Annotated in this window: 30 protein-coding genes; 24 read left to right on the top strand and 6 right to left on the bottom strand. The window is 56.1% G+C overall.

Annotation, left to right across the window (positions count from 1 at the left end; all coding sequences use genetic code 11):
- The first annotated feature begins 38 nt into the window (after nt 1-38).
- The 4 genes from KNP79_RS08985 (at nt 39) to KNP79_RS08970 (ending at nt 3,033) form a co-directional block, all read left to right on the top strand.
- Nucleotides 39-356 carry an Asp23/Gls24 family envelope stress response protein gene (locus KNP79_RS08985; protein ID WP_251127521.1) on the top strand — a complete coding sequence of 106 codons (318 nt, stop codon included), beginning with the start codon at nt 39-41 and terminating at the stop codon, nt 354-356.
- Between the two features lie 200 nt (nt 357-556).
- The gene (gene pgmB / locus KNP79_RS08980; protein ID WP_138859026.1) at nt 557-1,222 is read left to right on the top strand and encodes a beta-phosphoglucomutase; all 666 of its coding nucleotides are present in this window, start codon (nt 557-559) and stop codon (nt 1,220-1,222) included.
- Between the two features lie 218 nt (nt 1,223-1,440).
- Nucleotides 1,441-1,854, top strand: a complete 414-nt coding sequence (locus KNP79_RS08975) for a Rok-like winged helix domain-containing protein (protein ID WP_215192060.1) — start codon at nt 1,441-1,443, stop codon at nt 1,852-1,854.
- A gap of 126 nt (nt 1,855-1,980) precedes the next feature.
- A complete protein-coding gene (locus KNP79_RS08970; protein ID WP_034778651.1) occupies nt 1,981-3,033 on the top strand; it encodes a glycosyltransferase family 4 protein in 1,053 nt (350 codons plus the stop codon).
- A 52-nt stretch (nt 3,034-3,085) separates the two neighbouring features.
- On the opposite strand, the gene KNP79_RS08965 is transcribed toward KNP79_RS08970, so the two are convergent.
- Complete coding sequence (locus KNP79_RS08965) at nt 3,086-4,108, bottom strand: LCP family protein (protein ID WP_029594991.1); 1,023 nt, start codon at nt 4,106-4,108, stop codon at nt 3,086-3,088.
- Nucleotides 4,109-4,149: 41 nt separating this feature from the next.
- On the bottom strand, nt 4,150-4,791 hold the full coding sequence (locus KNP79_RS08960; RefSeq protein WP_215192058.1) for a YigZ family protein: 642 nt from the start codon (nt 4,789-4,791) through the stop codon (nt 4,150-4,152).
- Nucleotides 4,792-4,965: 174 nt separating this feature from the next.
- Between KNP79_RS08960 and KNP79_RS15865 the strand changes: the two genes are divergently transcribed.
- The 6 genes from KNP79_RS15865 (at nt 4,966) to treC (ending at nt 11,881) form a co-directional block, all read left to right on the top strand.
- Nucleotides 4,966-6,090 carry a sensor histidine kinase gene (locus tag KNP79_RS15865; RefSeq protein WP_200881489.1) on the top strand — a complete coding sequence of 375 codons (1,125 nt, stop codon included), beginning with the start codon at nt 4,966-4,968 and terminating at the stop codon, nt 6,088-6,090.
- 25 nt (nt 6,091-6,115) lie between these two features.
- Complete coding sequence (locus KNP79_RS08950; protein WP_034778646.1) at nt 6,116-6,808, top strand: response regulator transcription factor; 693 nt, start codon at nt 6,116-6,118, stop codon at nt 6,806-6,808.
- A 94-nt stretch (nt 6,809-6,902) separates the two neighbouring features.
- Complete coding sequence (locus tag KNP79_RS08945) at nt 6,903-7,751, top strand: DegV family protein (protein WP_034778644.1); 849 nt, start codon at nt 6,903-6,905, stop codon at nt 7,749-7,751.
- Nucleotides 7,752-7,842: 91 nt separating this feature from the next.
- Nucleotides 7,843-8,508 (top strand): trehalose operon repressor, encoded by a 666-nt coding sequence (gene treR / locus KNP79_RS08940; protein ID WP_251132938.1) that lies wholly within the window; start codon nt 7,843-7,845, stop codon nt 8,506-8,508.
- 203 nt (nt 8,509-8,711) lie between these two features.
- Nucleotides 8,712-10,160 (top strand): PTS system trehalose-specific EIIBC component, encoded by a 1,449-nt coding sequence (gene treP, locus KNP79_RS08935; protein ID WP_034778639.1) that lies wholly within the window; start codon nt 8,712-8,714, stop codon nt 10,158-10,160.
- Nucleotides 10,161-10,243: 83 nt separating this feature from the next.
- A complete protein-coding gene (gene treC / locus KNP79_RS08930; protein WP_138859033.1) occupies nt 10,244-11,881 on the top strand; it encodes an alpha,alpha-phosphotrehalase in 1,638 nt (545 codons plus the stop codon).
- 54 nt (nt 11,882-11,935) lie between these two features.
- Here the strand turns inward: treC and KNP79_RS08925 are convergent, their stop codons facing one another.
- Complete coding sequence (locus KNP79_RS08925; RefSeq protein WP_214753915.1) at nt 11,936-12,289, bottom strand: hypothetical protein; 354 nt, start codon at nt 12,287-12,289, stop codon at nt 11,936-11,938.
- Nucleotides 12,290-12,471: 182 nt separating this feature from the next.
- Between KNP79_RS08925 and KNP79_RS08920 the strand changes: the two genes are divergently transcribed.
- From KNP79_RS08920 to KNP79_RS08870, 11 genes are all read left to right on the top strand, one after another.
- Nucleotides 12,472-13,629, top strand: coding sequence for a helicase-related protein (locus tag KNP79_RS08920; protein ID WP_215192054.1), 1,158 nt, complete (start codon nt 12,472-12,474; stop codon nt 13,627-13,629).
- The gene (locus KNP79_RS08915; RefSeq protein ID WP_215192052.1) at nt 13,626-14,294 is read left to right on the top strand and encodes a ComFC family protein; all 669 of its coding nucleotides are present in this window, start codon (nt 13,626-13,628) and stop codon (nt 14,292-14,294) included. Before KNP79_RS08920 ends, KNP79_RS08915 begins: the two co-directional genes overlap by 4 nt.
- Before the next feature lie 58 nt (nt 14,295-14,352).
- Nucleotides 14,353-14,697, top strand: a complete 345-nt coding sequence (locus tag KNP79_RS08910) for a flagellar protein (protein ID WP_052090149.1) — start codon at nt 14,353-14,355, stop codon at nt 14,695-14,697.
- Nucleotides 14,698-14,721: 24 nt separating this feature from the next.
- Nucleotides 14,722-14,973: a flagellar biosynthesis anti-sigma factor FlgM gene (locus tag KNP79_RS08905; protein WP_034778628.1), complete on the top strand. Its 252-nt coding sequence runs from the start codon at nt 14,722-14,724 to the stop codon at nt 14,971-14,973.
- A 112-nt stretch (nt 14,974-15,085) separates the two neighbouring features.
- Entirely contained in the window at nt 15,086-15,442 is a 357-nt protein-coding gene (gene flgN, locus KNP79_RS08900) for a flagellar export chaperone FlgN (RefSeq protein ID WP_215192050.1), read from the top strand.
- Between the two features lie 12 nt (nt 15,443-15,454).
- Entirely contained in the window at nt 15,455-16,948 is a 1,494-nt protein-coding gene (gene flgK, locus KNP79_RS08895) for a flagellar hook-associated protein FlgK (RefSeq protein ID WP_215192048.1), read from the top strand.
- 6 nt (nt 16,949-16,954) lie between these two features.
- Nucleotides 16,955-17,884, top strand: a complete 930-nt coding sequence (flgL, locus tag KNP79_RS08890) for a flagellar hook-associated protein FlgL (protein ID WP_138859039.1) — start codon at nt 16,955-16,957, stop codon at nt 17,882-17,884.
- Between the two features lie 3 nt (nt 17,885-17,887).
- Nucleotides 17,888-18,463 (top strand): DUF6470 family protein, encoded by a 576-nt coding sequence (locus KNP79_RS08885; protein ID WP_131472892.1) that lies wholly within the window; start codon nt 17,888-17,890, stop codon nt 18,461-18,463.
- A gap of 15 nt (nt 18,464-18,478) precedes the next feature.
- A complete protein-coding gene (fliW, locus tag KNP79_RS08880; protein WP_138859041.1) occupies nt 18,479-18,916 on the top strand; it encodes a flagellar assembly protein FliW in 438 nt (145 codons plus the stop codon).
- Nucleotides 18,916-19,143, top strand: coding sequence for a carbon storage regulator CsrA (csrA, locus tag KNP79_RS08875; protein WP_021066562.1), 228 nt, complete (start codon nt 18,916-18,918; stop codon nt 19,141-19,143). The genes fliW and csrA overlap by 1 nt, the downstream gene beginning before the upstream one ends.
- Nucleotides 19,144-19,246: 103 nt before the next feature.
- Nucleotides 19,247-20,302: a GGDEF domain-containing protein gene (locus KNP79_RS08870; protein ID WP_215192046.1), complete on the top strand. Its 1,056-nt coding sequence runs from the start codon at nt 19,247-19,249 to the stop codon at nt 20,300-20,302.
- 40 nt (nt 20,303-20,342) lie between these two features.
- Here the strand turns inward: KNP79_RS08870 and KNP79_RS08865 are convergent, their stop codons facing one another.
- Both KNP79_RS08865 and KNP79_RS08860 read right to left on the bottom strand, forming a co-directional pair.
- Nucleotides 20,343-20,642, bottom strand: a complete 300-nt coding sequence (locus KNP79_RS08865) for a hypothetical protein (protein WP_215192044.1) — start codon at nt 20,640-20,642, stop codon at nt 20,343-20,345.
- 101 nt (nt 20,643-20,743) lie between these two features.
- The gene (locus KNP79_RS08860) at nt 20,744-21,658 is read right to left on the bottom strand and encodes a YitT family protein (protein WP_215192042.1); all 915 of its coding nucleotides are present in this window, start codon (nt 21,656-21,658) and stop codon (nt 20,744-20,746) included.
- Nucleotides 21,659-21,774: 116 nt separating this feature from the next.
- On the opposite strand from KNP79_RS08860, the gene KNP79_RS08855 reads away from it, so the two are divergent.
- Both KNP79_RS08855 and KNP79_RS08850 read left to right on the top strand, forming a co-directional pair.
- On the top strand, nt 21,775-22,728 hold the full coding sequence (locus KNP79_RS08855; protein ID WP_215192040.1) for a DMT family transporter: 954 nt from the start codon (nt 21,775-21,777) through the stop codon (nt 22,726-22,728).
- Nucleotides 22,729-22,730: 2 nt separating this feature from the next.
- Entirely contained in the window at nt 22,731-23,027 is a 297-nt protein-coding gene (locus KNP79_RS08850; RefSeq protein ID WP_034778607.1) for a putative quinol monooxygenase, read from the top strand.
- A gap of 31 nt (nt 23,028-23,058) precedes the next feature.
- On the opposite strand, the gene KNP79_RS08845 is transcribed toward KNP79_RS08850, so the two are convergent.
- On the bottom strand, nt 23,059-23,556 hold the full coding sequence (locus tag KNP79_RS08845; protein WP_034778604.1) for a hypothetical protein: 498 nt from the start codon (nt 23,554-23,556) through the stop codon (nt 23,059-23,061).
- A gap of 156 nt (nt 23,557-23,712) precedes the next feature.
- Between KNP79_RS08845 and KNP79_RS08840 the strand changes: the two genes are divergently transcribed.
- Nucleotides 23,713-24,198: a hypothetical protein gene (locus tag KNP79_RS08840; protein WP_215192038.1), complete on the top strand. Its 486-nt coding sequence runs from the start codon at nt 23,713-23,715 to the stop codon at nt 24,196-24,198.
- The last annotated feature ends 101 nt before the right edge of the window (nt 24,199-24,299 follow it).

The raw sequence follows: 24,299 nt of genomic DNA, 5'->3' as shown, positions 1-24,299 counted from the left end.
AGAGTTAAGGAAGTGACACCATGCCATACGAAAATGGAATGCATAGCACAGAAGGAGACGTCAACGTCTCACGTCACGTCGTCGAAATGATCGCCGCAGTCGCGGTCAAAGAGACGAAACACGTGTCGTTCACGCAAGAAGATACGAAACTGTCGGAGCGTGCGCTCATGAAGCACGTCAAAGTCGACGAATCGTCAGAAGGCGTCACGATCAACTTGTCGCTCTACATCGCTTACGGTCAATCGATCGTCAAGACGGTGACAGCCGTACAGGAACGCATCACGCAAGACATGGATACGATGCTCGCGATGACACCGCTATCGGTCAACGTGAAAGTCGTCGGCATCCAGTTGTAAGCAGTGGGAGAGGCGAATGCTTCTCCTGCTTTTTTATTTTTTTGCGAAAGCGGTTGCATGATGATGGCTTTTTCATTTATAATAGAAATCGAACAAGTGCAACCGTTTGCATCAATGACCAATCGTGCAACGGGTACTTGTCAAGTTCCCTTAATGTAGTCTGACGACAGAAACATTAGAAGGAAAGGCGGAAAGCATGTATGTCGACGATTGAAGCAGTCATTTTTGATTTGGACGGTGTCATCACTGACACCGCGGAGTACCATTACCTCGCTTGGAAACAACTCGGAGAAGAGCTCGATATTCCGTTTGACCGCGAGTTCAATGAGACGCTAAAAGGCGTGAGTCGGACGGACTCGCTCGAGCGCATCCTCGCGCTCGGTGGGAGACAGGACGATTTCACACCGGATGAAAAAGCGGAACTCGCACAGAAGAAGAACGAGCATTACGTTGAACTCATTCAACACATCTCTTCAGACGATTTGTTGCCGGGCATCATTTCATTCCTCGATGAAATCAAAGAGGCTGGTCTCAAAATCGGAATGGCATCGGCTTCTAAAAACGCATTCGCGGTCGTAGACGCACTTGGTGTCCGTCATTACTTCGATCACATTGTCGATGCAGCAACTGTCGCCGAATCGAAACCACATCCCGAAGTGTTTTTGAAGGCTGCCTCTGCCCTTGGCGTGAAACCCGAACATGCCATCGGTGTTGAAGACGCAGCCGCAGGCGTGACTGCCATCAAAGCGGCAAACATGTTTGCTGTCGCCGTCGGGGAAGAATCGATGCTTGGTCATGCAGACCTCATCGTCGCTTCGACCGACGAACTCTCGCTCGCACGCATCCTCGAACGCGTCGGCGCGTAAAGACTACGATCATCTTCCGTGAGATGACGACTGCCCCGAACAGTCGTCATCTTTTTATATTGAGTCAAAAGACCTAAAATAGATAAAAATGCCTAAAAACAGATGACAAGCACATTACAAAACCGTTACACTTTTAATTGGGAATAAGTAATAACTGGTAATAATTGATGAATTTGGGTGATGGGGAACATCAATTAAGTGTAGAGGAGGACTTGTGCATGGAATCTACGGACGTCAATGAGAATATCTATCGGGAACTGATGGAGATCGAAGAGTCATATCGTCAGTTGCAACGCCGGGCGGAATACTTGATTTCAGAGTTGAACCGAAACAAGCGCGAAGAGGAATCACTCCTCGATCCGGCGAAACGAATGCGCCCACGTCGCGTCAATCAACGTTATCCGCTCGAGGTCTACGTCCATCAGGTAACAGACCTGTTGAAAGAACGGAAGACGATGAGCGTACGGGACATCCAAATGGAGCTCGAATTGCGCTATCGACATCACATTAGCAATATTTACCAATTGATGGTGAAAATCGAATCGGTCAATCCTGACATCAAAAAGATTGGCCGCGGCTTGTATACATACGAGGCCACGGATGAAGTGACGACGCATCCGGCCCACGCCTGAACGTGACCCGACGAGACGACCTCGTCGGGTTTTTTTCGTTGTAACATTTCTGATACGTCTCGCCCCAAGGGAAATATGCTATAATTCGCCAGAGTCTATTTTTTTATGAGAGAGGAACGTTGGCCCATGCTATGGATTGCCATGTTGGTCAGTTTTGTAATGGCCATCTTGATCACGCCGCTCGTTCGCCGGTTTGCTTTTCTGATCGGAGCGGTCGATCACCCGAACGCCCGAAAAGTACATTTACGGACGATGCCACGGATCGGCGGCCTCGCCATCTTCATCGCTTTTTTCATCGGCTACGCCTTGTTGCTGCCGACGAGTCGATATAACGATGCCATCTTGATCGGGGCGGTCGTCATCATCTTGACCGGCTTCATCGACGACCGGTTCCAGTTGACGGCCCGCGTCAAGCTGATGGGGCAGATGATCGCGACGGTCATCGTCTTGAACGCCGGTATGCGCATCGAATTGATTAACCTCCCGTTCGACCAGCAGCTCTATCTCGGTTCATGGAGCATCCCGGTGACGGTGCTCTGGCTGATCGGAATCACGAACGCGATCAACTTGATCGATGGGCTCGACGGGCTCGCCGCGGGCGTGTCAAGCATCGCCCTCGGGACGATTTCCCTGCTCGCCATCATCCAAGGCAACGTCTATTTGACGATGATGGCCTTGTTGCTCCTGGCGAGCACGCTCGGTTTTCTCGTCCATAACTTCTATCCGGCGAAGATCTTCATGGGAGACACCGGGGCGCTCTTCCTCGGTTATATGCTCGCCGTGTTCTCGCTCATCGGGTTCAAGAACGTGACGTTGTTCTCGCTCGTCGTGCCGGTGCTCTTGCTCGGTCTGCCAATCTCGGACACGATCTTCGCGATCGTCCGCCGGCTCGTGCAAGGCCGTCCGCCGATGTCGCCCGATAAGTCGCACATGCATCACCAGTTGATCGACATGGGCTTCACGACACGGCAGGCCGTTCTGCTCATGTACGGGATGACATTCTTTTTCGGCATCGCCTCGATTCTGTTCGCCAAGACGACGATGCTCGGGGCGGTCATCACGTTCGTCATCGTGCTCATCGTCATCGAGCTGATCGTCGAATCGACCGAGTTGATCCATCCAAACTATAAGCCGATCATCCAAACATCACGACGCCTGCTCGGCCGGCCGAAGGCCTGATGTGACCATATGAAAACGACCGGGGACAAGCGTCCCCGGTCGTTTTTTGGTATCAGTACGTCGTCGTCTCGCTGAAACCGTCTTCCGTTTCATTCAAGCCGTCGCCGGTTCCGTTGTCACTGTCTTCCGCCGTCACCGGCAGGCCGAGCTCGCTCTTCAAGAGCGTGCGTTTCTCGCTCAAGTCGGCCGGGTCGAGTTCGTAGTAATACACACCGCCGAGCGTCAAGTCACCGCCTGCGAGCGTCTCTTGGTTGAACGACCGGAGCGACTTCGTGTACGGCTGCAGCTGTGACGCCTCGGACAAGGACATATTCGTTCGGATGTTATCGCCGACCGCATTCATGATCCGGTTGAGCTTCGTGAACGAATTGATCGTCGTCGCCTCGTTGATGATGGCCTCGAGCACCTGCTGTTGACGTTTCGCCCGTCCGACGTCACCCTCGGGGTCGTCCTTGCGCATGCGCGCGTAGGCGAGTGCTTCTTTTCCATCTAACATTTGGACGCCGGGTTCGAGCTCGACGTTACCGGTCGCCCGGCCCGAGATTGGGACGAGTACATCGACCTCGACGCCGCCGACCGCATCGACGAGATCCTCGATGCCGTCAAAGTTAATCGTCGCGTAGTAGTCGATCGGAATGTCGAACAGCTTCTCGACCGTCGCAATCGTCGTGTCGATGCCGCCGTAGGCGTAGGCGTGGTTGATCTTGTCTTTGAACTCGCCGTCCGTCGTCACGATGTCGACGTATGAGTCGCGTGGGATGCTGACGAGCGTCACTTGGCGCGATTCCTTGTTGAACGTCGCCACCATGAGCGAGTCGGTCCGTCCTTCCTCGAGCGAGGCACCGCCATCGACGCCGGCGAGTAGGACGGAGAAGTGATCTTTCGTCAGGTCGACCGTCTCTTCCCGACGGTCCGACTTGTCACCTCGTGTCAGCTCGCTGTTCGTGTTCTCCGCCGTCTCGTTCGCCTTAAAGACGAAGTAGCCGAAGGCCGACCCGCCAATCAACAGGACGAGGCCGAGCACGAGCAGGACAATCTTCCACACGGGGCGTTTCTTGCGGGAGTCTTGTTCCATGTCGTCTCCTCATTTCATTTGTTTCCTTTAGTATACGTGACCTACCGCACAAAATCACGTTCGATGATGCGTTGGTCCTGGGTCTCGAGTCCCCCTTGTCCGTTCGTCAAATCGACGAGCCATGCCATTGCGGCCTCGGTCTCTTCGACCGGCACCGAGATGTGGAACGTGACGGTGTCCGCGTAGACGATGTCGTCGAGGAGGTACGATGATTGCCGCAGTTCGTTCTCGACCTTGCCGATCCAGCCGTAATCGACCGTGAGCGTCAAGCGTTGCATCGGGATGCGCTCGACGATGCCGACCGCGTCGAGACCTTCGCTCACCGTGCCGCCGTATGCGCGGATCAGTCCGCCGCCGCCGAGCTTGATGCCGCCGAAGTAGCGGGTGACGACGACGACCGTGTCTTTCAACTCGCGTTTCCGGAGCACTTCGAGCATCGGCAGCCCGGCCGTCCCGCTCGGCTCGCCGTCATCGTTCGCTTTTTGGAACTCGTTCCGCTCGCCGATGATATAGGCGGAACAGTTGTGATTGGCGCTCCAATGCGCTTTTTTGATGGTTTGGATGAACGCCTGTGCCTCTGCTTCGGAGGTGACCCGTTTGAAGTGGGCGATAAATTTTGACTTTTGAATGACGACCTCGTATTCTCCGTCTTGTTTTATAGTATAATTTTGTTCAGTAGACATTTCTGAAAATTCTCCTTTCTATTTTTGAATATTTTTTTTAAAATTCAAGTAGGCGTCAACGCCTGGTGCGGCGAATGGGAAGGAGAGCCTCCATTTTTTACTGTAAACGAACGTTCCGCAGTCGATAATAGGAATAGATGAAGACTTACTACCGAATTATTAGGGGATGGCATCGTGAATCATATTACCGATCGTACAGCTTTAGAACATATCATAACAAATATGATTGATACGGTGACGGAAAGTAAAGAGGAGATCGTCCGGATTACCGAGAGTTCGGCCAACGAGTATTCGTTGATTCAAAACGAGCTGAAAGAGTTGACGCAAAAGATCGAGTTTTATATCGAGGAGTCGGAACGGCTCGACCTGCTCGTGAAAGCGGCGAAGAACAAACTCGTCCAAGTGAGCAAGAAGTTTCATATACATAGCGAGCAAGAGATCCGAGAGGCGTATGAACGCGCCAATCAAATGCAGCTCGAACGCTTTCTCATCCAAAAAGAAGAGATGGCCGGCCAACAGCGTCGCAACGACCTCGAACGCCGCCTGCTCGTCCTCGAGGACACGATCGAACGGGCCGACAAACTCGTCAGCCGCGTCTCCGTCGTGCTGAACTTTCTTCGGGACGATCTGCAGCAAGAGTACTCGGACATGATGAAGAAGCAAGAGATGGCGATCAGCGTCTTCGAGGCGGCCGAACGGGAACGGCGCCACCTCGCCCGTGAGATGCACGACGGACCGGCGCAATCGCTTGCTCATATTTTGATTCGAGCCGATTTGATCGAGAAGACGTTCGACAAGCGCGGGAAAGACGAGGCGTTCGCCGAACTGCACGAGCTGAAACGCCTCATCCGCGGCGCGCTCGTCGACGTCCGGCGGCTCATCTATGACCTTCGTCCGATGTCACTTGACGACCTCGGCTTCTTGCCGACGCTCGAACGATACCTCCATCAGACCGAAGAATATACGACCATCAAGACACGGCTCAACTACCGGGGGTCTCGGGCCCGATTGCCTGAGAAACTGGAAATCAACGTGTTCCGACTCGTCCAAGAGGCCGTCCAAAACGCGATCAAACATTCGAAGACGGCGGAGATCATCGTCAACGTCGAGCAAGCGCACGACGCGATACATATTCATGTACGGGACCATGGGGTCGGATTCGTGCCGAGCACGATTGGCGAGGAGTCGTTCGGGATCGTTGGGATGCGGGAACGGATCGAGCTGGTGAACGGAAGCATGACCATTGATTCGGAAGTCGGCAAAGGGACGGTCGTCCGCATGTCGATTCCAATCACGTAAGACAAGAACAAGGGGGAGTATCCAGATGGAACAATTACAAACACGCATCGCGATCGTGGATGACCATGAGCTGTTTCGAGAAGGGTTGAAACGGATCTTTGATTTAGAGGATGAATTCACGGTCGTCGCCGAAGGACGGACCGGCACCGAGGCGATTCGCATCGCCGCCGACCACAAACCAGAGATCTTGATTCTCGATATCAACATGCCTGAACTGAACGGGATCGAGGCGACGAAACAGTTGTCGGTGCTGTCACCGGAGACGCGTGTCCTCATCCTGTCGATTCATGACGACGAGTCGTACATCACGCACGCGCTCGAAGCGGGCGCATCGGGCTTCCTGCTCAAAGAAGTGGCTTCGACCGAGCTCATCTCGGCGGTCCGTTCGGTCGCGAAAGACGGGGCGTACCTGCACCCGAAAGTGACGACGAACGTCTTGAAGGAATACCGTCGCTTGCTCCAATTCAAAGGGGAGCAGGCCGGCCGTAACGTCGAGAACCGCACCGACGATCCTGTCTACCAATTGTTGTCGCGCCGTGAAGTCGAAGTGTTGCACTTGCTCGCCGAGGGCCGCTCGAACCGCGACATCAGCGACATGTTGTTCATCAGCGAGAAGACGGTCAAGAACCACGTCTCGTCGGTGCTTCGCAAGATGGAAGTGAACGACCGGACGCAAGCCGTCGTCGATGCCATCCGCCGCGGATGGGTTGAGATTTGACCTCTACCGATGCAATACATCGTTTTTATGCTACAATATGGAATGGAATCCACATTCAATTGGAAAACGAAACGATGTAAAGTGAGGATATAGCATGGGAAACATAGCCATTTTGACCGACAGTACTGCCTATTTGCCGGCCGAATTTTGTGAGCGGCACGACATCCACGTCGCCCCGCTCAGCGTGATCTTTGACGGGGAGTCATTCCGCGAAGCCGTCGACATCACGACCGAGGCGTTTTATGACCGGATCGAGGCAGGGAACTTGCCGACGACTTCCCAACCGAGCATCGGGGAAACGATCGAATTGATTGAACGTTTGCCGGACGAGGTGACGGATGTGATCGCGATCACCCTCTCGAGCGGGATCAGCGGCACGTACCAGTCGATGATCGCCTTGAACGGTATGGTCGACGTCAACGTCCACGCGTTCGATTCGGAGATCTCATGTATGCCTCAAGCGTTCCTCGTCGAAGAAGCGATTCATCTGCGTGACGCAGGCGCGTCGGCACAGGAGATCATGGCTCACCTTGAAAAGATGCGCGAGTTGATTCGCGCGTACTTTGTCGTCGATGACCTCGACCACCTCCAACGAGGCGGACGACTCAGCGCGGCACAGGCGCTCGTCGGATCGTTCCTTCAAATCAAGCCGGTGTTGCATTTCCAAGACCGGTTGATCGTCCCGTTCGAAAAGATTCGGACGTACAAGAAGGCGGTCCGCCGCATCGAAGAGATGATGGAACAATCGATCGAGGGCGACGGTGCAGGCTACTGTATCGGCATCATCCACGCCAATTGCCCGGACCGTCAGGCCGAGGAGATCGCATCGATGAAACAGAAGTTTCCACAGGCCCATGTCACGGGCGGTCATTTCGGACCGGTCATCGGGACACACCTTGGACCTGGTGCGATCGGCATCACGTGGTATCGCCGCGAGTGGTAAACAAAAGACGGCCATCCGGTCGTCTTTTTCGATAGAGAGGAGTGAGCCTGTGGCCAAATATCGTCAAATCTATGAGCGCCTCGCCGAGCGGATGAAGACCGGGGAATATGCGGCGGAGTCGAAGCTGCCATCCGAGACCGAGCTCATGCATGAGTATGAGGCGAGCCGAGGCACGGTCCGGAAAGCGCTCGACCTGCTCCAAGAGCACGGCTACGTCCGGAAGCATCACGGGAAAGGCGTCTTCGTGCTCCGGCGCGACCAAATCGAGTTCCAATTCAACGGCATCGTCAGCTTCTCGGAAGTGTACGCTTCCTTGCTCGGCCGCTCGATCCAGACGTCGGTCGCTTCGTTTGAGGACATCGAGGCGCCGACTTGGCTCGCCGACCGGATGAACCTGGAGCCGGGGACGCGGATATACCGGATCGAACGGGTCCGGAACTTCGACGGGGAGGACGTCATCCTAGACGTGAACTATTTCGTCAAAGACCTCGTTCCGGGACTGACGGAAGAGATCGCCGCCCGCTCGATCTATGAGTACGTCGAGCATGAGCTCGGGCTCCAGATCAGTTACGCCAAGCGGAAGATCGCGGCCGAGGATGTGACCGAGCTCGACCGGATGCGGCTCGACCTCCACGATTACGAGTACGTCATCGTCATCACGAACGACACGTTCCTCTATGAGGGCAGACAGTTCGAATATACCGAGTCCCGGCACCGGCTCGACAAGTTTCAGTTCAGTGACGTGGCTCGCCGCTAGCGCCCCTTCTTTCGAAGGGGTCTTTTTTTCGTTTTGAATCGAGGGGAGAGGGAACAAAAATAGTGAACGCCTGTCACGAATTTGTCACGCATAACTTATATAGATAAGTTGTTGACAGAACTCGTCTATATAAGTTAAACTTTGTTTGTACTCATAAGTAACCGTTTTCAACAAACGCTTTCAAACAAAGGAGGCCAACAAATATGAAGGCAGATTATCGTCAAATCGCCGCGGATATCCTTGAAGCCATCGGAGGCAAGGATAACGTCGACAAAGCGGCACACTGTGTCACGCGGCTCCGTCTTTCGTTGAAAGACCAATCGCTCGTCAATGAAGCAAAAGTGAAAGAAGCTGATCTCGTCAAAGGGGCATTCGAAAACTCGGGTGTCTATCAAGTCGTCATCGGGGCCGGTGACGTCGAACGCGTCTACGCCGAATTCATCAAACTCGCCGGGCTCGAAGCGGCGACGGTCGCCGAGGTCAAATCGGCCGGCGGCAAGAAGATGAACCCGCTCCAAAAACTCGTCAAAGTGTTCTCTGACGTGTTCATGCCGATCATCCCGGCCATCATCGTCGCCGGTCTATTGATGGGGATCAACAACTTGCTCGCGTCGGAAGGGCTGTTCGTCGATGATGCGACGCTGATCGAGGCGTACCCGAACCTACAAGGACTCTGGGACCTCATCAACATGATGGCGAACACGGCGTTCGTCTTCCTCCCGGCGCTCGTCGGTTGGTCGGCGACGAAACGGTTCGGCGGCAGCGAAGTGCTCGGGATTGTCATGGGTCTCTTGCTCGTCCACCCGGACCTCTTGAACGCCTGGGGTTATGGGCAGGCGGCGCTTGAAGGCGACGTCCCGACGTTCAACATCCTCGGCTTGTTCGAAATCGAGAAAGTCGGCTATCAAGGTCAGATCCTTCCGATTTTGGCCGCGGCCTTCATCTTGAGCCATATTGAGATGTTTTTGAAAAAACACGTCCCGAACGCGATTCAATTGCTCGTCGTACCGATCACGACCATCGTCGTCACCGGTTTCCTCGCGCTCGCGATCGTCGGACCGGTCACACGCGGAATCGGGAACGTCATCGCGACGAGCCTCGTCAACGTATTCGAAGTCGTACCGGTCGTCGGTGCGCTCTTGTTCGGATTGTTCTACGCACCGCTCGTCGTCACGGGGATGCACCACTTGTTCATCGCGATCGACCTTCAGCTCATCGCGGAAACGGGCGGTACGTTCATCTGGCCGATGCTCGCCTTGTCGAACATCGCCCAAGGCTCGGCTGCACTTGCCATGTTCTTCGTCTATAAGCACAACGCGAAACAAAAGAGTATGGCGTCGACATCAGCCATCTCGGCTTACTTCGGGATCACCGAGCCGGCCATGTTCGGGGTGAACTTGCCGAACAAGTTCCCGTTCTACTCGGCAATGATCGGGTCGGCGATTGCCGCCGTCTTCATCACCTTGAACGATGTTCAAGCGATTGGGATCGGGGTCGGGGGTCTACCTGGCTTCCTCTCCATCTTCACCGATAAGATCTTGCTCTTCATCGTCGGGATGATCATCGCGATCGTCGTGCCGTTCGCGCTCACATTCGTCTTGTCGAAGCGCTATATGAAGAAAGGTGAAATCGAAGAAAACAAAGTTGCATAAGAAGATGACTGACAAGGGGAGGGACGGAGGTTCTTCCCCTTTTCCCGTACAAATGAAAACTCTTACAAAAGGAGACTACACCTATGACACCATCAAACTGGCGCAAATCTGTCGTCTATCAAATCTACCCGAAAAGCTTCTATAGCCCGGAAGGCAATGCCACCGGCTCCATCAAAGGCGTGACGGCCAAGCTCGACTATTTGGCCGAGCTCGGCATCGAATACATCTGGATGACGCCGGTGTACAAGTCACCACAAAACGACAACGGCTATGACGTCAGCGACTATTACGCGATCGACCCCTCGTACGGGACGATGGATGACCTCGATGAGCTCGTCCGTGAGGCCGAGGCGCGTGGCATCGGGCTCATGATGGACATCGTCGTCAACCACTCGTCGACCGAGCATGAGTGGTTCCAGAAGTCGCTCGCCGGCGACGAGCGCTACCGCGACTATTACATCTGGCGCGACGAGCCGACGAACTGGGAGTCGAAGTTCGGCGGCAACGCCTGGAAGTATGATGAGAAGAGCGGCCAATATTATCTTCACTTGTTCGACGTGACCCAGGCCGACTTGAACTGGGAGAACGAGCAGATGCGCGAGGACGTCTATGAGATGATGCGCTTTTGGCGTGACAAGGGCATCAAAGGGTTCCGCCTCGACGTCATCAACTTGATCTCGAAGCAGCAGGACTTCCCGGAAGACGACTCGGACGGCCGCAAGTTCTATACGGACGGGCCGCGCATCCATGAATATTTGAAAGAGATGAACCGCGAGGTGTTCGACGGCCACGACGTCATCACGGTCGGCGAGATGTCATCGACGACGCTCGACCACTGCGTTCGCTACTCGAGCCCGGACGAGCGTGAGCTCAGCATGACGTTCAGCTTCCATCACTTGAAAGTCGACTATCCGAACGGTGAGAAGTTCGTCGCCGCCCCGTTCGACTTCATCCAACTGAAAGACATCATGTCGACGTGGCAGGAAGGGATGCACGGTAAGGGCTGGAACGCCATCTTCTGGTGCAACCATGACCAGCCGCGCGTCGTCAGCCGGTTCGGCAACGACACCGACCATCGCGTCGAGAGCGCGAAGATGCTCGCGACCGTGCTCCATGGCCTCCAAGGGACACCGTACATCTATCAAGGCGAGGAGATCGGCATGACGAACCCAGGCTTCGACTCGCTCGACGAGTATCGTGACATCGAGACGCTCAACGCCTATAACTTGAAACGCGAACAGGGCGTGTCGCACGAGGACATGATGGCCGCCATCAAACAGAAGTCGCGCGACAACTCGCGGACGCCGATGCAGTGGGACGCGACGCCGCACGCCGGCTTCACGAGCGGGACGCCGTGGATCAATGTGGCGCCGAACTATACGGACGTCAACGTCGAGACGGCGCTCGACGACCCGAACTCGGTGTTCTACCACTACAAAAACTTGATCTCGCTCCGCAAAGAGTTCGACGTGTTGACGGACGGGGACTATACGCTCCTGACACCGGACGCGCTCGACGTCTGGGCGTACACGCGGAAGACGGAAGACGAGGAAGTGCTCGTCGTCGCCAACTTCTACGGCCCTGAGACGACGTATGAGATCCCGGCAGGTTTCTCGCAGGCCGAGGTCGTCAGCCACAACTATGACGTGCCGCAGCTCGACGGGACGACGTTGTCGCTCCGGGCGTATGAGGCGATCATGTTCTACAAACGGAACGCATAACGAGAAAAACTCGCCAGACGAAAAATCGTCTGGCGAGTTTTTTGATTATAGGTGTTAGTCGAAGGCGTCGCGTCGGTCCAATGACCGTGAGACGTTCGCGACATCCCCGATATTGTCGTCCACGACGTCTCCGGCTCGAGTGACGCGCACCCACAACTCAGCTTCGGCATGGGACGGGGACGCGAACAAGACGTAATACTTCGCATCGTACAGGGATAAGTACGTCACGTCGGTCACGACGAGTTCCATCTCGGGATACGTCGTGTCGACATACGTTTCGGCTGCTCGGACGGCTCGTTGTTCGGCCGCCTCACTGCCGTTCAACACATACCACACCCACCAACCGAGACAGAACACGGCCATCATTCCGAGTACGGTCAAGACGTTATGAAGTGGTCGTTTGTGCATCGGACACCTGCTTTCCAATTATTGGACTACGCTTAGTATAAAAGAGATGTTGCACCGTTCGCCTCGGTCGTAAGTCGCAAATGGCTCAGGTTCCGTACGGGAATGGTGCCGCTACATGCTGACAACGCCTCATGTCCGACGGCTTCTCACATGATATCCTCATTCAAAAAGGACTGATTGTATTGGGACAACTCATCATCGCTCCGACCGGCACGCCCGCCATCCGCTTCGGCATCTGTCAACGCTGTCTGAGCGCGGACACCCGCTCGTTCACGTGCCACCACGGTGCGTGCCGCTATTGCCGGAATTGCCTCCATCTCGGCCGTGTCTGTCAGTGCGACCGTCTCGGGGAAGAAGACATCACGACACCGGTCGAACCGACGGAACTCGTCATGCCGTTCGAGCTGTCGACCGACCAGCAACACATCAGCCGGCAGTTGCTCACCTGGTGGGAATCTCGGACGAGCGGGCTCGTCCATGCCGTCTGCGGGGCCGGGAAGACGGAGATGACATTCCCGGTCATCGCGCGCGTCGTCAATGAAGGGAAGCGTGTCCTCATCGTCTCGCCGCGCCGTGACGTCGCCATCGAATGGGTCGACCGGCTCGAGGCCGCCTTCTCCGTCCCGGTCACCCGGCGCTACGGGGGCGGGGATAAGGACACGATTGGGATGATCACGGTCGCGACGGCGCCGCTGCTCGTGAACTTACGACATGTCTTCGATTACGTCCTCGTCGATGAGTCTGATGCCTTCCCGTTCGCCTTCGATTTGGCACTTTGGTGGACGCTCCGCCGAGCCGGGAAAGGCCTGTTCTTGTTCGTGACGGCGACGCCGACCGTCTGGCAGCGCCAGTTCCCGACCGTGCATCTATCGCGTCGCTATCACGGCCACGACTTGCCGGTGCCGCGACTCGTGCGTGAGACGGGGCAGGCCATCCTCGACTTCTGTCGGCAATACGAGGGGTCCCCACGTTTGCTGTTCGTCCCGACGAAGCCGGACCTCGTCCGTTATGGGGAACTGCTTGCGGCGAACGGGTTCGGCTACCAGGCCGTCTCGGCAGATACCAATGAGCGGACGGATACGCTCGAATGGCTCGAGGCGACGAACGGAATCGTGCTCGCGACGTCGATTTGGGAGCGGGGCATGACCGTGACCGGGGTCAACGTCGCCGTCCTCGACAGCAGCCACGCCTTGTTCTCGTCCCGCGCCCTCGTCCAGATGGCAGGGCGGGCCGGTCGGAAACCGACCGCGCCGACCGGGGATGTCGTCTTCTTCTACCACGAGCGCACGTTCCGGCAAGACCGGGCCATCCGCGAGATCGAGGAGGCGAACCGGAGATGAACTGTCTCGTCTGCCGAAAACCGTTCGCTATTCCCTGGAGCCCGGCGACGCTCTTAAAACGGGACTGGGTCTGCCCGGACTGCGAGGGGAGATTGACCCCGATCATCTCGGGCTGCCCGCGCTGCGGCCATCCGACCGAGGACGGGGCGACATGCGACGATTGCGTCCGGTGGCTTGCCCTCGGTCTCGATTTGACCGTGCGCTCGCTCTACCTATATGACGAGGCGGGTGTGAACTGGCTCCACCGCTACAAGTTCGGCGGTGACGTCGTCCTGGCCAATCAGATGCGTCCGGTACTAAGGCAGCTGCGAGAACCGGATTTCGTCTACGTGCCAATCCCACTCAGCGAGGAGCGGTTACGGACGCGGCGTTTCAATCAGGCCGAGGTGCTCGCCCGATTGATCGGACCGATGGAACGAACGCTCGTGAAAGCCGAGGTTTCAAGTCAGCGCGAACTTGGGAAAGAAGAAAGGCGGCACCGTGCGAACCCGTTCACTGTACAGCGGTTACCGCGCTGTGGCAAAATTGTCCTCGTCGATGACGTCTACACGACCGGGACGACGTTGCATCAAGCGGCGCTCACTTTACGTCGGGCCGGGGTGGAACAAGTTTCTGCCGTTTGCCTGTTCCGGACGCTAAACAAATTAAAAATGCGTCCGATATAAAGGGCAGAGGTGAATGACTGTGGAAGCAACAACTTGTCAAACGTGCGGACGGCTGTTCATGAAACAAAGCCGCTCGCCTTACTGCCCATCCTGCGCGGAAGTCGATTTCCAAAACTTCTTGAAAGTCCGGGACTTCATCCGCGAACCCGCTAACAAACAGACGACGATCGGGGCCCTTGTCGAAGCGACAGGCGTCTCCGAACTTGATATCACGCGATATATCCATGAAGGACGCTTGATCATCAAGGACAACCCGTCCCTGAACATCGCCTGCGTGCGCTGCGGCAATCCGACGAACCAAGGAAAGGTATGCGCGGACTGTCAGACCGACATGCAGCAAGAACTGAAAGGGCTACAAGCCACCGTCACGAAACAAAGCGTTCGCGCTTATCGTTTGGACTAACAACTGAGAAGAGGGGGGACACGTATGCGCATCGATTCTGCAAAGTGGGTACACTTACCGAACACTTATGAGAAGAAAACGCAACCTGAGACGAAGCCCGAGCTGACACGCCAAACGGACCAACTATCGATATCGGCCGAAGCCCGCGCCCGGTTTGAAGAACCGGTGAAACATCCGGAGCGCCTGGAGAAGATTAACGCCTTGAAGGCGGAAATCAACGCCGGGACGTATTCACGGGACGCGCGCGAAATCGCCAAACGCTTTCTACAAGGATGAATGAAAGCGAGGTCCGAGGGAGACCTTCGCATAAATATGATGGCACGGAAGCTGACTAAACAAGGGACACCCTTTCTTTAGTCGGCTCTTTTTTTGGAAAAAGGAGAGACTTATGCTCACATTACATACACGTTTGCTCGAAATCGCTTATGAAAAAGAACGACTGCTCGTCAATGGCGATATGCCCGCTTTTAGCGCGCTCGTCAAGGAAGAAGCGACGCTCGTCCGACAAATCAAACAAAAAGAGGCGGAACGACTTCAAGGAACGCTCGTTTTGGACGATGAAGAGAAAGAAGCGTTACGACTGGTCGTCCTCGAGCTGAAACGGCAGAATGAATTGAACGCCGTCTTGCTCGAACAGTCGCTCCGGTATATCGAATGGCATTTGGATATGCTCCTGCCAGAGGCAGATGATTTCACGTACGGTCAACAGGCGCTCGAGACGCGCTCGTTCAGCCGGGATGTATAAGGAGGAAGTTTAATGGGCTCAACATTTATGGGATTAGAGACGGCGCGTCGAAGTTTGACGACGCACCAGTGGGCGCTCCAGGCGACAGGGAACAACGTCGCCAACGCCTCGAACCCGGGTTACTCACGCCAGCGCCTATCGCTCGGCATGACCGAACAGCTCAGCGTCAACTTCGGCGGAACGAAGGCCGGGCAGTTCGGGACGGGTGTCCGCGGGGAGACGCTCGCTCGGATCCGTGACTTGATGATCGACCAGCAATATCGTGACGAATCGGTCAAGAACGCCTACTACGCCACGAAAGAGGCGGCGTTCGGCCGGATGGAGGACATCGTCAATGAGCCGTCCGAGACGGGCCTCGCCAAATCACTCGACTTGTTCTGGGCCTCGCTCCAAGACTTGTCGGTCAACCCGGACGACGCCGGCGCGCGGAGCGTCGTGCGCCAACGGGCGATGACGCTCACGGAGACGTTCAACTACATGTCGTCCTCGCTCCAAAAAGTGCAGGCCGACTTGGCGTCCGAGGCGGACGTCGTCGTCAAGAAAGTGAACGACTTGATGACGAAGATCAGTGAGGTCAACCGTCAAATCGGTGACGCGGAGCCGCTCGGTGTGCTCCCGAACGAATTGTATGACGAGCGTGACCGCTACATGGACGAGCTTGCCCAATATATGGACTTCAAACGTGTCCCGGTCGACTATACGAACGGGGAATCGCGCGGGAACTCACAGAAAGTCGCCGAGGGCCGGATCGACATCGTCGTCACGGTCGGTGGCGTCGACCATAAGCTCGTCGATGGGATCAACGGCACGGTCGGCTCGTTCGACGGTCTCGACATGACCGATGCGAGCGGAGCGGATGTGGCCCTCACGCACGCATCGATGCCAAACGGTAAATGGAAAGCGCTCGTCGAGATGTACGGTACGGACACGCCCGAATCAGGCAGCGTGAACGGCGCGTACGCGACGATGTTGAAAGACTTGGACGAGATGGCGGGCCAGTTCGCCTCGGCCTTCAACACGGCCCACAGCAACAACATGGACGCCAAAGGCAACGCCGGGACGGCGAACTTCTTCGAAGGGACGGCGAGCGCCGCGACGATCAAAGTGAGCGACGCCGTCATGAACAACCTCGATTTGATCGCCGCGTCTCAAGACGGCAACATCGGGGACGGCAGCGGGGCACTTGCGTTGGCGAACTTGAAGTCGGCCACGCTCAGCTTCGACGGATCGGTCCAGACAGAGACGTCGATCGGGAAGTACTATCAAAACGTCATCGGGAACATGGCTGTCGCCGCCGACCAGAGCGGACGACTCGCGACCAGCACGTTCGCCCTCATGGCGAGCTCTGACCAGCGCCGCCAGGCAGTGAGCGCCGTCTCGCTCGACGAAGAGATGACGATGATGATTCAATATCAACACGCTTATAACGCGGCGGCCCGAAACATCACGGCCGTCGATGAGATGCTCGACAAAATCATCAACGGCATGGGTGTCGTAGGGAGGTAATGCTTGATGCGAGTCACACAGACGATGCTCACACAGACGAACTTGAAACACTTATCGAGCAGCTATAACAAGCTCGCCCAAGTGCAAGAACAACTCATCAGCGGGAAACGGATTCAACGGGCTTCGGAAGACCCGGTCGTCGCCATGCAAGGCATGCGCTATCGGACCGAGGTGCGCGAGGTCGATCAGTTCCGCCGCAACGTCAGCGAAGCGACGAGCTGGATGGACTTGACCGACTCGACGTTGAACGAAGTGACGGAAGCCGTCAAACGGATTCGCGAACTGACGACGCAGGCGGCGAACGACACGTACGAGTCGTCGCAACGTCAAATCATCCAAAGTGAGGTCAATCAGTTGATTGAACATATCGGCTCACTCGCGAACGCGAAGTCGGGTGAGAAATATATTTACAACGGCACGAAGACGGACCAACCGCTCGTCGACATGGACGCCTTGAAGGCGTTCCTTGCCGACCCGAACGGAGACGTCAACAGCATCTATCCGGACGGGGCGCCGGCAGCGAGCGGGAAAGTCGCCTTTGAAGTATCGAAAGGCATCACCGTCCAAGTGAACATGCAACCGGAGACGGTGTTCGGGAGCGACGTGTTCGCCGGACTCCACGACCTCGTCTCGAAACTGGCCGACCCGAACACGACCGGTGAAGTGCTCTCGAACGAGCTCGCCGACCTCGACGTCATCGCTCAAAACTTGATCACGGAACGGGCCGAGCTCGGGGCGCGCGCCAATCGGCTAGAACTCGTCGACAACCGCCTGCAAGAACATGAGATCATCGCCAAGACGATTATGTCCGATAACGAAGACATCGACATCGAAAAAGTCATCATGGAGCTCAAGTCTCACGAGACGGTGCACCGGGCCGCGCTATCGGCCGGCGCCCGGATCATTCAACCGACGCTCCTCGACTTCCTCCGGTAAGCGATGAACATCGCCCGGCTGGAGATGCGGCAGACGCAGGCCGCGATTCAAATCACGTCGAACCGGCCCCACCTCGAGATGAGGCAAGGCCGGGCCGATGTGTCGATGACGCAAGGCAAGGTCGAGATGACCCAACAGACGACAGGCGGTACGCTCGAGGTCGACTCGTCGGTCGCGCGCAGTGAGAGCAACTTGAAGGCGGCGCTCGAGCTCGGGCGCCATTTCGGTCAGCTCGGGGAACAGGCGGCCCGGGAAGCGACATCGACCACGGCCCGGGACGGGGACCGGCTCATGCGCATCGAGAACGGCAACCCGATCGCCGCGATGGCCGCTGAGAAGACGAGCGCCCCGTACCCGGTCGTCGACATGGACTTCATGCCGAAATCGCTCGACCGCGTGAAGTTGACGTATACGCCGGCGGATGTCAAAATCGAGTGGAACCTGACGCCGGCACAGATTGATGTATCACTCACCCCGGCCGACATCTCGTTCACGCCATGGACGACGGACATCTCGCTCCGTCAGCAGGCGTCGCTCGAAATGTGGCCGGTCGGTGGCATGTATGATGAGACGCGTTGAAAGTGAGGACAACCCATGTTCATTGAGACAGACTATTTTGGCAAAATCGAAGTAAATGAAGAAGAGACGATCTCGTTCGTCAGCGAGATTCCCGGATTCCCGGACTCGAAGACGTTCACCCTCATCCCGTATGGGGACGAGCTCCCGTTTTGGTCGCTCCAGTCGCTCGAGGACCCGGCCTGCGCCTTCGTCGTGACGAACCCGTTCTGGCACAAGCCGGACTATGCGTTCGAATTGACCGACGGCGCGAAAGAACAGCTCGGCATCGACGAGGCGGAGCACGTCTCGGTATATGCCATCGTGACGCTCCGTGAGCCGTTCGACGCCTCGACGCTCAACTTGAAGGCACCGATCGTCATCGAGACGAAAGAGCGCCGCGGGAAGCAAGTCATCTTGGATGACGTTTACCCGGCCCGGTTCCCGCTCGGCGGTCAGAAAGAAGAGGTGCGCTGATGCTCGTATTGAAACGAAAACAAGGCGAGGCGATCCATATCGGGGACGATGTGACGCTCACCGTGCTCGCCATCGAAGGCGACCAGGTCAAGCTCGGCATCGACGCCCCGCGCCATATTGATATCCATCGCCATGAGGTGTACGTCCAGATGCAAGCCGAGAACGAATCGGCTCGGGACAGCGCCAACTTGATGAAACAGATGATGCAAAACAAGTCGGAGGCGTGAGCTTCCGGCTTTTTTAGCTGTCCTAAAATTTGGATAGGGTGACATGTGTCACTTTTGTACGATAGGATAGGGAGAAAGAAACGGCGGGAAAGGACGAGGTAGTTTGGGTCAAGTCATCAATATCTTTTTTATCAATATCAGTATCATCTATCTCGTCTTGTCGCTGACGTTGTACCTCATGCGCCAATTGTTGCCGATCCAGACGGGTTCTCCTTACGCGGTCCGCATCTGGTTCGGTCTCGCCATGGGGCTCGCGGCCGTGCTGTTGACGGTCAACTCGTTCCAAGTCGGGGAAGCACGAGTCGATTTACGAATCATCCCGCTCGCGCTTTCAGCGGCCTATGCCGGACCGATCGGTGTCACTGTCACGACGGGTTTGACGCTCCTCGGTCGCTTCGCCCTCGATGGCATGACGGAGCAGTTCGTCAGCTCGTTCGGTACGCTCGGCCTGTTTCTCGTCTTGTCGCTCGTGTTGAATCGAATGATGCTGCGGCGCGGCCACTTATACTCGGCCTATCTCGTCTTCGGGACGGTGCTCGTCTTGTTCCGCATCGCCGGCAACGTCCCGATGCATGCGTTCACGACCGTGTTCTTGCCGTATTTTGCGATCACGTTCCTTGGCGGGTGGATGTGCTACTGGGTCGCGAAACAAATCGAGACGCATCTGCGCATGTTCCGGCTCCATACGCAGCGGGCGACGATTGACGAGCTGACCGGGCTTCCGAACCGATACATGACGCTCGAGCGGTTGAACGAGGTCGAGATGTCGGGTCTCCCTTGGGCGCTGTTCGTCATCGACGTCGATCGCTTCAAGCAGTTGAACGATACATATGGGCACCGGGCCGGTGACGCGGCGCTTCACCACATCGCCCAAACGTTACAGGCGAACTGTCCGGAGGGCTGCTTCGTCGGCCGTTACGGCGGGGAAGAGTTCTTGATGGTACTCGAGGACGTCGGAGACGTGAGGTCGATCGCCGACGACATCGTCACCGTCGTCCGGGATACACCATTCTCGTTCGAAGGGACAACAATCCCGATGACGGTGTCAATCGGGGCCTCGCTCGCCGGGGCCGAACCGGGCACGCTCGTGTTCGAACGGGCCGATGCCGCCCTTTATCACGCCAAGACGAGCGGGCGTGACCAAGCTAAAATCGGATAAACAAAAGGGGATGAAGCTCTATGCTTCGTCCCCTCTTTATTTAAGTGAACCTCAATTGATTAATATCTATAACCGTACAAGGGTTAGAAGTACTGTAATGCACGTTTTTTCCAACGAGCGGGCTTGACTTTTCACTTAAGACAAAAGCGACTCTGTTCGGCTCTAGCTCATCTTGTTTAATGCCTAGGATAGTGAACACTCCGACAATTTTTCCTTTATACAACGTAATAAGCTCAGTTTCATTTGTAAGTGTCCGAATATTTCTTTTCCACGCACGTCTAGTTCGTTCTTTCAATTCTTCTTTCGATGTTGGCAATTTATTAATTTTAATTACAATCATCCGATTATCCCCTTATCCCAATCAATACACATATTATCCTTTTTATTATTATCTAAGTAAATATAAACCAAAAATAAAACACCAATTGAAAAGTTGGTGTTTTAGTGAATATTTTTCTTTTTGAACTGGCCGCCCCGGACGTCATGGATGTTGCCGATGGCGAGGAACGCCTTCTCGTCATAGTCGTCGAGGATGTCCTTCAGTTTCGTCTCTTCGAGTCGGCTGATGACGGTGAAGACGACTTTCTTGCCGTCGCCCGTATAGGCCCCTTCACCGTGTAGATACGTCACGCCGCGGCCGAGCCGGTCCATGATGGCCTGACCGATGTCGTCCGGCGCCGTCGTGATGATCCACGCCGCCTTCGACTGGTCGAGCCCCTCGAGCACGATATCGATCGTCTTGAAGGCGACGAAGTACGTGATGAGCGAGTACATGGCCCGGTCCCAGCTGAAGACGAAACCGGCCGTCCCGAGGATGAAGATGTTGAAGAACATGACGATCTCACCGACGGAGAACGGCAAGCGGTCCGTGAACGACACGGCCAAAATCTCGGTCCCGTCGAGTGACCCGCCGGCCCGGATGACGAGACCGATGCCGGCCCCGAGCAAGAAGCCGCCGAACACGGTCGACAACAGCAGGTCGTCGGTGAACGGTTCGATCGAGTGGAGCAAAATCGTGAAACCGGACATGAGCATGATGGCGATCAACGTGACGACGGCGAACGTCTTCCCGATTTGGCGATAGCCGAAGAAGATGAACGGCAAGTTAAACATGACGAGCCAGATGGCGAGCTTCGTCTCTGTCAAATAAGACGTAATGATCGAGACGCCGACGATGCCGCCGTCGATGATTTGGTTCGGGACGAGGAACGCCTCGAGCCCGATGGCGAAGATGAAGGCACCGATCAACAGGAGCAGCCCCTTGGCGAGGAGTTCGGTCGGTTTGATCGGATTGTGGACACGTTTCAAACGGAGCACTTCCTCCGGGGTCGGGGAAGGCATCGGTGGACGCTGCATCGGGGTTCACTCCTTTTTCTTTTTAGTATAGCAAACCTCACACAGAATTTAGTGGATGAGGCAGGAAATCTGACACAAGTTATGGAACACATGGGGATTCGGAAAGGAGAGTACGTATGCGTCCGCTTCTGTTAGGTGTACTCGCCGCCTTGTTTTTTGCGAGCACGTTCGTGTTGAACGAATCGATGCAAGTCGGAGGTGGTCACTGGGCGTACAGCGCCTCGCTCCGCTTCCTGTTCATGATCCCGCTCCTCGTTTTCGTCGTCTACGTCAGGGGCGGGATGACCCGGGTGCACCAGGCGCTCGTCGAACAGCCGTGGCCGTGGCTCGTCTGGGGAACGGTCGGCTTTGGTCTGTTTTACGTCCCGATTTGTCTCGCCGCCGAGGTCGCCCCGCCTTGGCTCATTGCCGGCACTTGGCAAGTGACGATTATCGCCGGGGCGCTGTTGTCGCCCCTCTTCCGTCGTGGTGACGGGACGCGGGAACAGATTCCGTGGACGGCGCTCCGCTTCTCTGGACTCATCCTGTTCGGCGTCGTCTTGATGCAAGTCGAGTTCCTCGCCGACTTCGAGCCACGTTTCTTGGTGGTGGGTGTGCTCCCGGTACTGATTGCCGCGTTCGCCTATCCGCTCGGAAACCGGAAGATGATGGCCCACACCGACCTCGACGTGTTCGAGCGTATCCTCGGGATGTGTATCGGTTCGCTCCCGGTCTGGCTCCTCTTGTTCGGTTACGGGTTGACGACGGGGGCGCCCACGGGTTCGCAACTGACGCAGACGCTCCTCGTCGCGCTCTTGTCCGGTGTCGTCGCGACGGTGCTGTTCTTCAAGGCGACCGACCTCGTCAAACACGACATGGGGAGACTGGCGACGGTCGAGGCGACGCAGGCACTCGAGGTGCTGTTCGCGCTCATCGGGGAGCTGATTTTCCTTCAGGCGCATCTGCCGTCCGGGCTGTCGCTCGTCGGCATCTCGCTCGTCATGATTGGGGTCGTCTTCCACAGCCGTAGCCAGTTCCGTGTAAAGGAGAAGACGATGCCGGCGGCGAATCGATACGACAAGGAGGGATGAAGATGAAACCGTATGGATTGTTCGGCAAATTGACGGCCGTCCCGGGCGAGCGCGAGATGCTGCTCGCCATCTTGCTCGAGGCGGCCGAGGCGATGGAACGAGAGGCGACGTGTTGCGTGTATCAAGTCGCGGCGTCGCTCGACGACGAGTCGATCGTCGTCTATGAGGTATGGGAGAGCGTCGAGGCGCATCAACAGTCGCTGTCGCTTGAGACGACACAGACGTTGATTGGACGGGCGAAGCCGATTTTGGCTAACATCGAACGCTTGGCCGTGTTCGAGCCGAGAAGCAAAAATTAAAAAATCCACGTCCGAGGACGTGGATGGCGGGTCAAGCTTTCGTCAAGCTGCCTTTGACTTTCTCATAAAACTCGTCCATCATCCCGGTACGGCTACCGAGCTGGCAGATGAGTTCGAGTGTCTCTTTATAGAACTTTTTGACGAGTCCTTTGTTTTTGATTCCGTCCATCGACGCGAGCGTCTTGTCGAGGTTTTGAAGGATCTCTTCGATTTGGTCGTCCGAGTCCGGTTTCACGACCGTCATGTTGTCCGGGATTTTGACGACTTTGTCTTGTTCCTGGTGACGGAACGAGGCGCCGAAGCCGAGGTTCTCGATGAACAAGTGCGGCATCACTTTTTGGCCGAAGAACTGTTTATGCCACTCCGTCGCTTTCATCGTGTCCATGTCCTGCTTGAACGTGGACGCCGTCGAGACGTACTTTTTAAATAGGTCGGTCATGAACTTCTCGATGACCGGGATTTGAAGGGCGAAGACGTTCTTTAAGAGCGCGTCGAGCTGTGCGCGTGACAATTGTTGTTCGTTTGACATGTCGGTTCCTCTTTTCTATAATGCGATACTTTTATCGTATGGGATTGCGGAACGTGCGTCAACGCATCGCTAAACATTTTTTCAGAATATTTAATGATTTAAGGACATTTTGTGCGATAATCGTCTCATGGCAAGACTAAAGAGGAGTGAATCCACATGAACAAAACAATGAAATGGGCCGTCGCGCTCGGCGTGACGGGTGCCCTCGTCGCAACGGTCGGTGTCGTCTCGTCCCGGGGGCGGACTGACGATACGACGCAGACGATCCGTGACCGTGAGCTCGGTTATGAGATCATTCTCCCGTCGAAAATCGTCGCGGCGATTGAGCGTGGGGACGTCTATATCGAGAAGGCGCAGGACGTCGTCGATGTCGGCGATCAGAACAGCTACGGCACGTTCGACCTCTACTATAACGTCGAGGACGGCGACGACCAGTTGTTGTTTCATTTGGACTTGATTGACCGTGAACTATCGGAAGCGGCGTTCGCAGAGGAAGTCGGCTACGGCAACTACCTCGGAGCGAGCGACAAGACGTTCTTCTGGGTCGAACCGACCGAGGCCGTCCCGGGTGCCGAGGCGCACACGGATGAGATCGCGGAGCTGCTTGAGACGCTTCCGGAGCTCGAGTTCCGTACGTTATGAGCCTGCCCGCTATGAACTGCTCCCCGTCAAGTAGACAGGGCAAATAATGAAAACCATCCTAGGCGGCTTGAGCCCTGTATTCGACAGGGCTCAAGCCGCCT

Origin of the sequence: Exiguobacterium sp. s7, assembly GCF_018618195.1 — a bacterium.
Taxonomy (GTDB): domain Bacteria; phylum Bacillota; class Bacilli; order Exiguobacteriales; family Exiguobacteriaceae; genus Exiguobacterium; species Exiguobacterium mexicanum_A.
This window is presented reverse-complemented; position numbering and strand designations above follow the sequence as displayed.

Bases quoted from the DNA above. Each gene is read 5' to 3' on its own strand.
- KNP79_RS08840 (WP_215192038.1), top strand. From the start codon at position 23,713: ATGAACAAAACAATGAAATGGGCCGTCGCGCTCGGCGTGACGGGTGCC.
- flgN (WP_215192050.1), top strand. From the start codon at position 15,086: ATGCTCACATTACATACACGTTTGCTCGAAATCGCTTATGAAAAAGAA.
- KNP79_RS08925 (WP_214753915.1), bottom strand. From the start codon at position 12,289: ATGCACAAACGACCACTTCATAACGTCTTGACCGTACTCGGAATGATG.
- KNP79_RS08945 (WP_034778644.1), top strand. From the start codon at position 6,903: ATGGGAAACATAGCCATTTTGACCGACAGTACTGCCTATTTGCCGGCC.
- flgL (WP_138859039.1), top strand. From the start codon at position 16,955: ATGCGAGTCACACAGACGATGCTCACACAGACGAACTTGAAACACTTA.
- KNP79_RS08910 (WP_052090149.1), top strand. From the start codon at position 14,353: ATGAAACAAAGCCGCTCGCCTTACTGCCCATCCTGCGCGGAAGTCGAT.
- KNP79_RS08860 (WP_215192042.1), bottom strand. From the start codon at position 21,658: ATGCAGCGTCCACCGATGCCTTCCCCGACCCCGGAGGAAGTGCTCCGT.
- KNP79_RS08970 (WP_034778651.1), top strand. From the start codon at position 1,981: ATGCTATGGATTGCCATGTTGGTCAGTTTTGTAATGGCCATCTTGATC.
- KNP79_RS08985 (WP_251127521.1), top strand. From the start codon at position 39: ATGCATAGCACAGAAGGAGACGTCAACGTCTCACGTCACGTCGTCGAA.
- csrA (WP_021066562.1), top strand. From the start codon at position 18,916: ATGCTCGTATTGAAACGAAAACAAGGCGAGGCGATCCATATCGGGGAC.
- KNP79_RS08885 (WP_131472892.1), top strand. From the start codon at position 17,888: ATGAACATCGCCCGGCTGGAGATGCGGCAGACGCAGGCCGCGATTCAA.
- pgmB (WP_138859026.1), top strand. From the start codon at position 557: ATGTCGACGATTGAAGCAGTCATTTTTGATTTGGACGGTGTCATCACT.
- KNP79_RS08965 (WP_029594991.1), bottom strand. From the start codon at position 4,108: ATGGAACAAGACTCCCGCAAGAAACGCCCCGTGTGGAAGATTGTCCTG.
- treR (WP_251132938.1), top strand. From the start codon at position 7,843: ATGAAGACCGGGGAATATGCGGCGGAGTCGAAGCTGCCATCCGAGACC.
- KNP79_RS08905 (WP_034778628.1), top strand. From the start codon at position 14,722: ATGCGCATCGATTCTGCAAAGTGGGTACACTTACCGAACACTTATGAG.
- KNP79_RS08960 (WP_215192058.1), bottom strand. From the start codon at position 4,791: ATGTCTACTGAACAAAATTATACTATAAAACAAGACGGAGAATACGAG.
- fliW (WP_138859041.1), top strand. From the start codon at position 18,479: ATGTTCATTGAGACAGACTATTTTGGCAAAATCGAAGTAAATGAAGAA.
- KNP79_RS08975 (WP_215192060.1), top strand. From the start codon at position 1,441: ATGGAATCTACGGACGTCAATGAGAATATCTATCGGGAACTGATGGAG.
- treP (WP_034778639.1), top strand. From the start codon at position 8,712: ATGAAGGCAGATTATCGTCAAATCGCCGCGGATATCCTTGAAGCCATC.
- flgK (WP_215192048.1), top strand. From the start codon at position 15,455: ATGGGCTCAACATTTATGGGATTAGAGACGGCGCGTCGAAGTTTGACG.
- KNP79_RS08950 (WP_034778646.1), top strand. From the start codon at position 6,116: ATGGAACAATTACAAACACGCATCGCGATCGTGGATGACCATGAGCTG.
- KNP79_RS08855 (WP_215192040.1), top strand. From the start codon at position 21,775: ATGCGTCCGCTTCTGTTAGGTGTACTCGCCGCCTTGTTTTTTGCGAGC.
- KNP79_RS08850 (WP_034778607.1), top strand. From the start codon at position 22,731: ATGAAACCGTATGGATTGTTCGGCAAATTGACGGCCGTCCCGGGCGAG.
- KNP79_RS08915 (WP_215192052.1), top strand. From the start codon at position 13,626: ATGAACTGTCTCGTCTGCCGAAAACCGTTCGCTATTCCCTGGAGCCCG.
- KNP79_RS08865 (WP_215192044.1), bottom strand. From the start codon at position 20,642: ATGATTGTAATTAAAATTAATAAATTGCCAACATCGAAAGAAGAATTG.
- KNP79_RS08845 (WP_034778604.1), bottom strand. From the start codon at position 23,556: ATGTCAAACGAACAACAATTGTCACGCGCACAGCTCGACGCGCTCTTA.
- treC (WP_138859033.1), top strand. From the start codon at position 10,244: ATGACACCATCAAACTGGCGCAAATCTGTCGTCTATCAAATCTACCCG.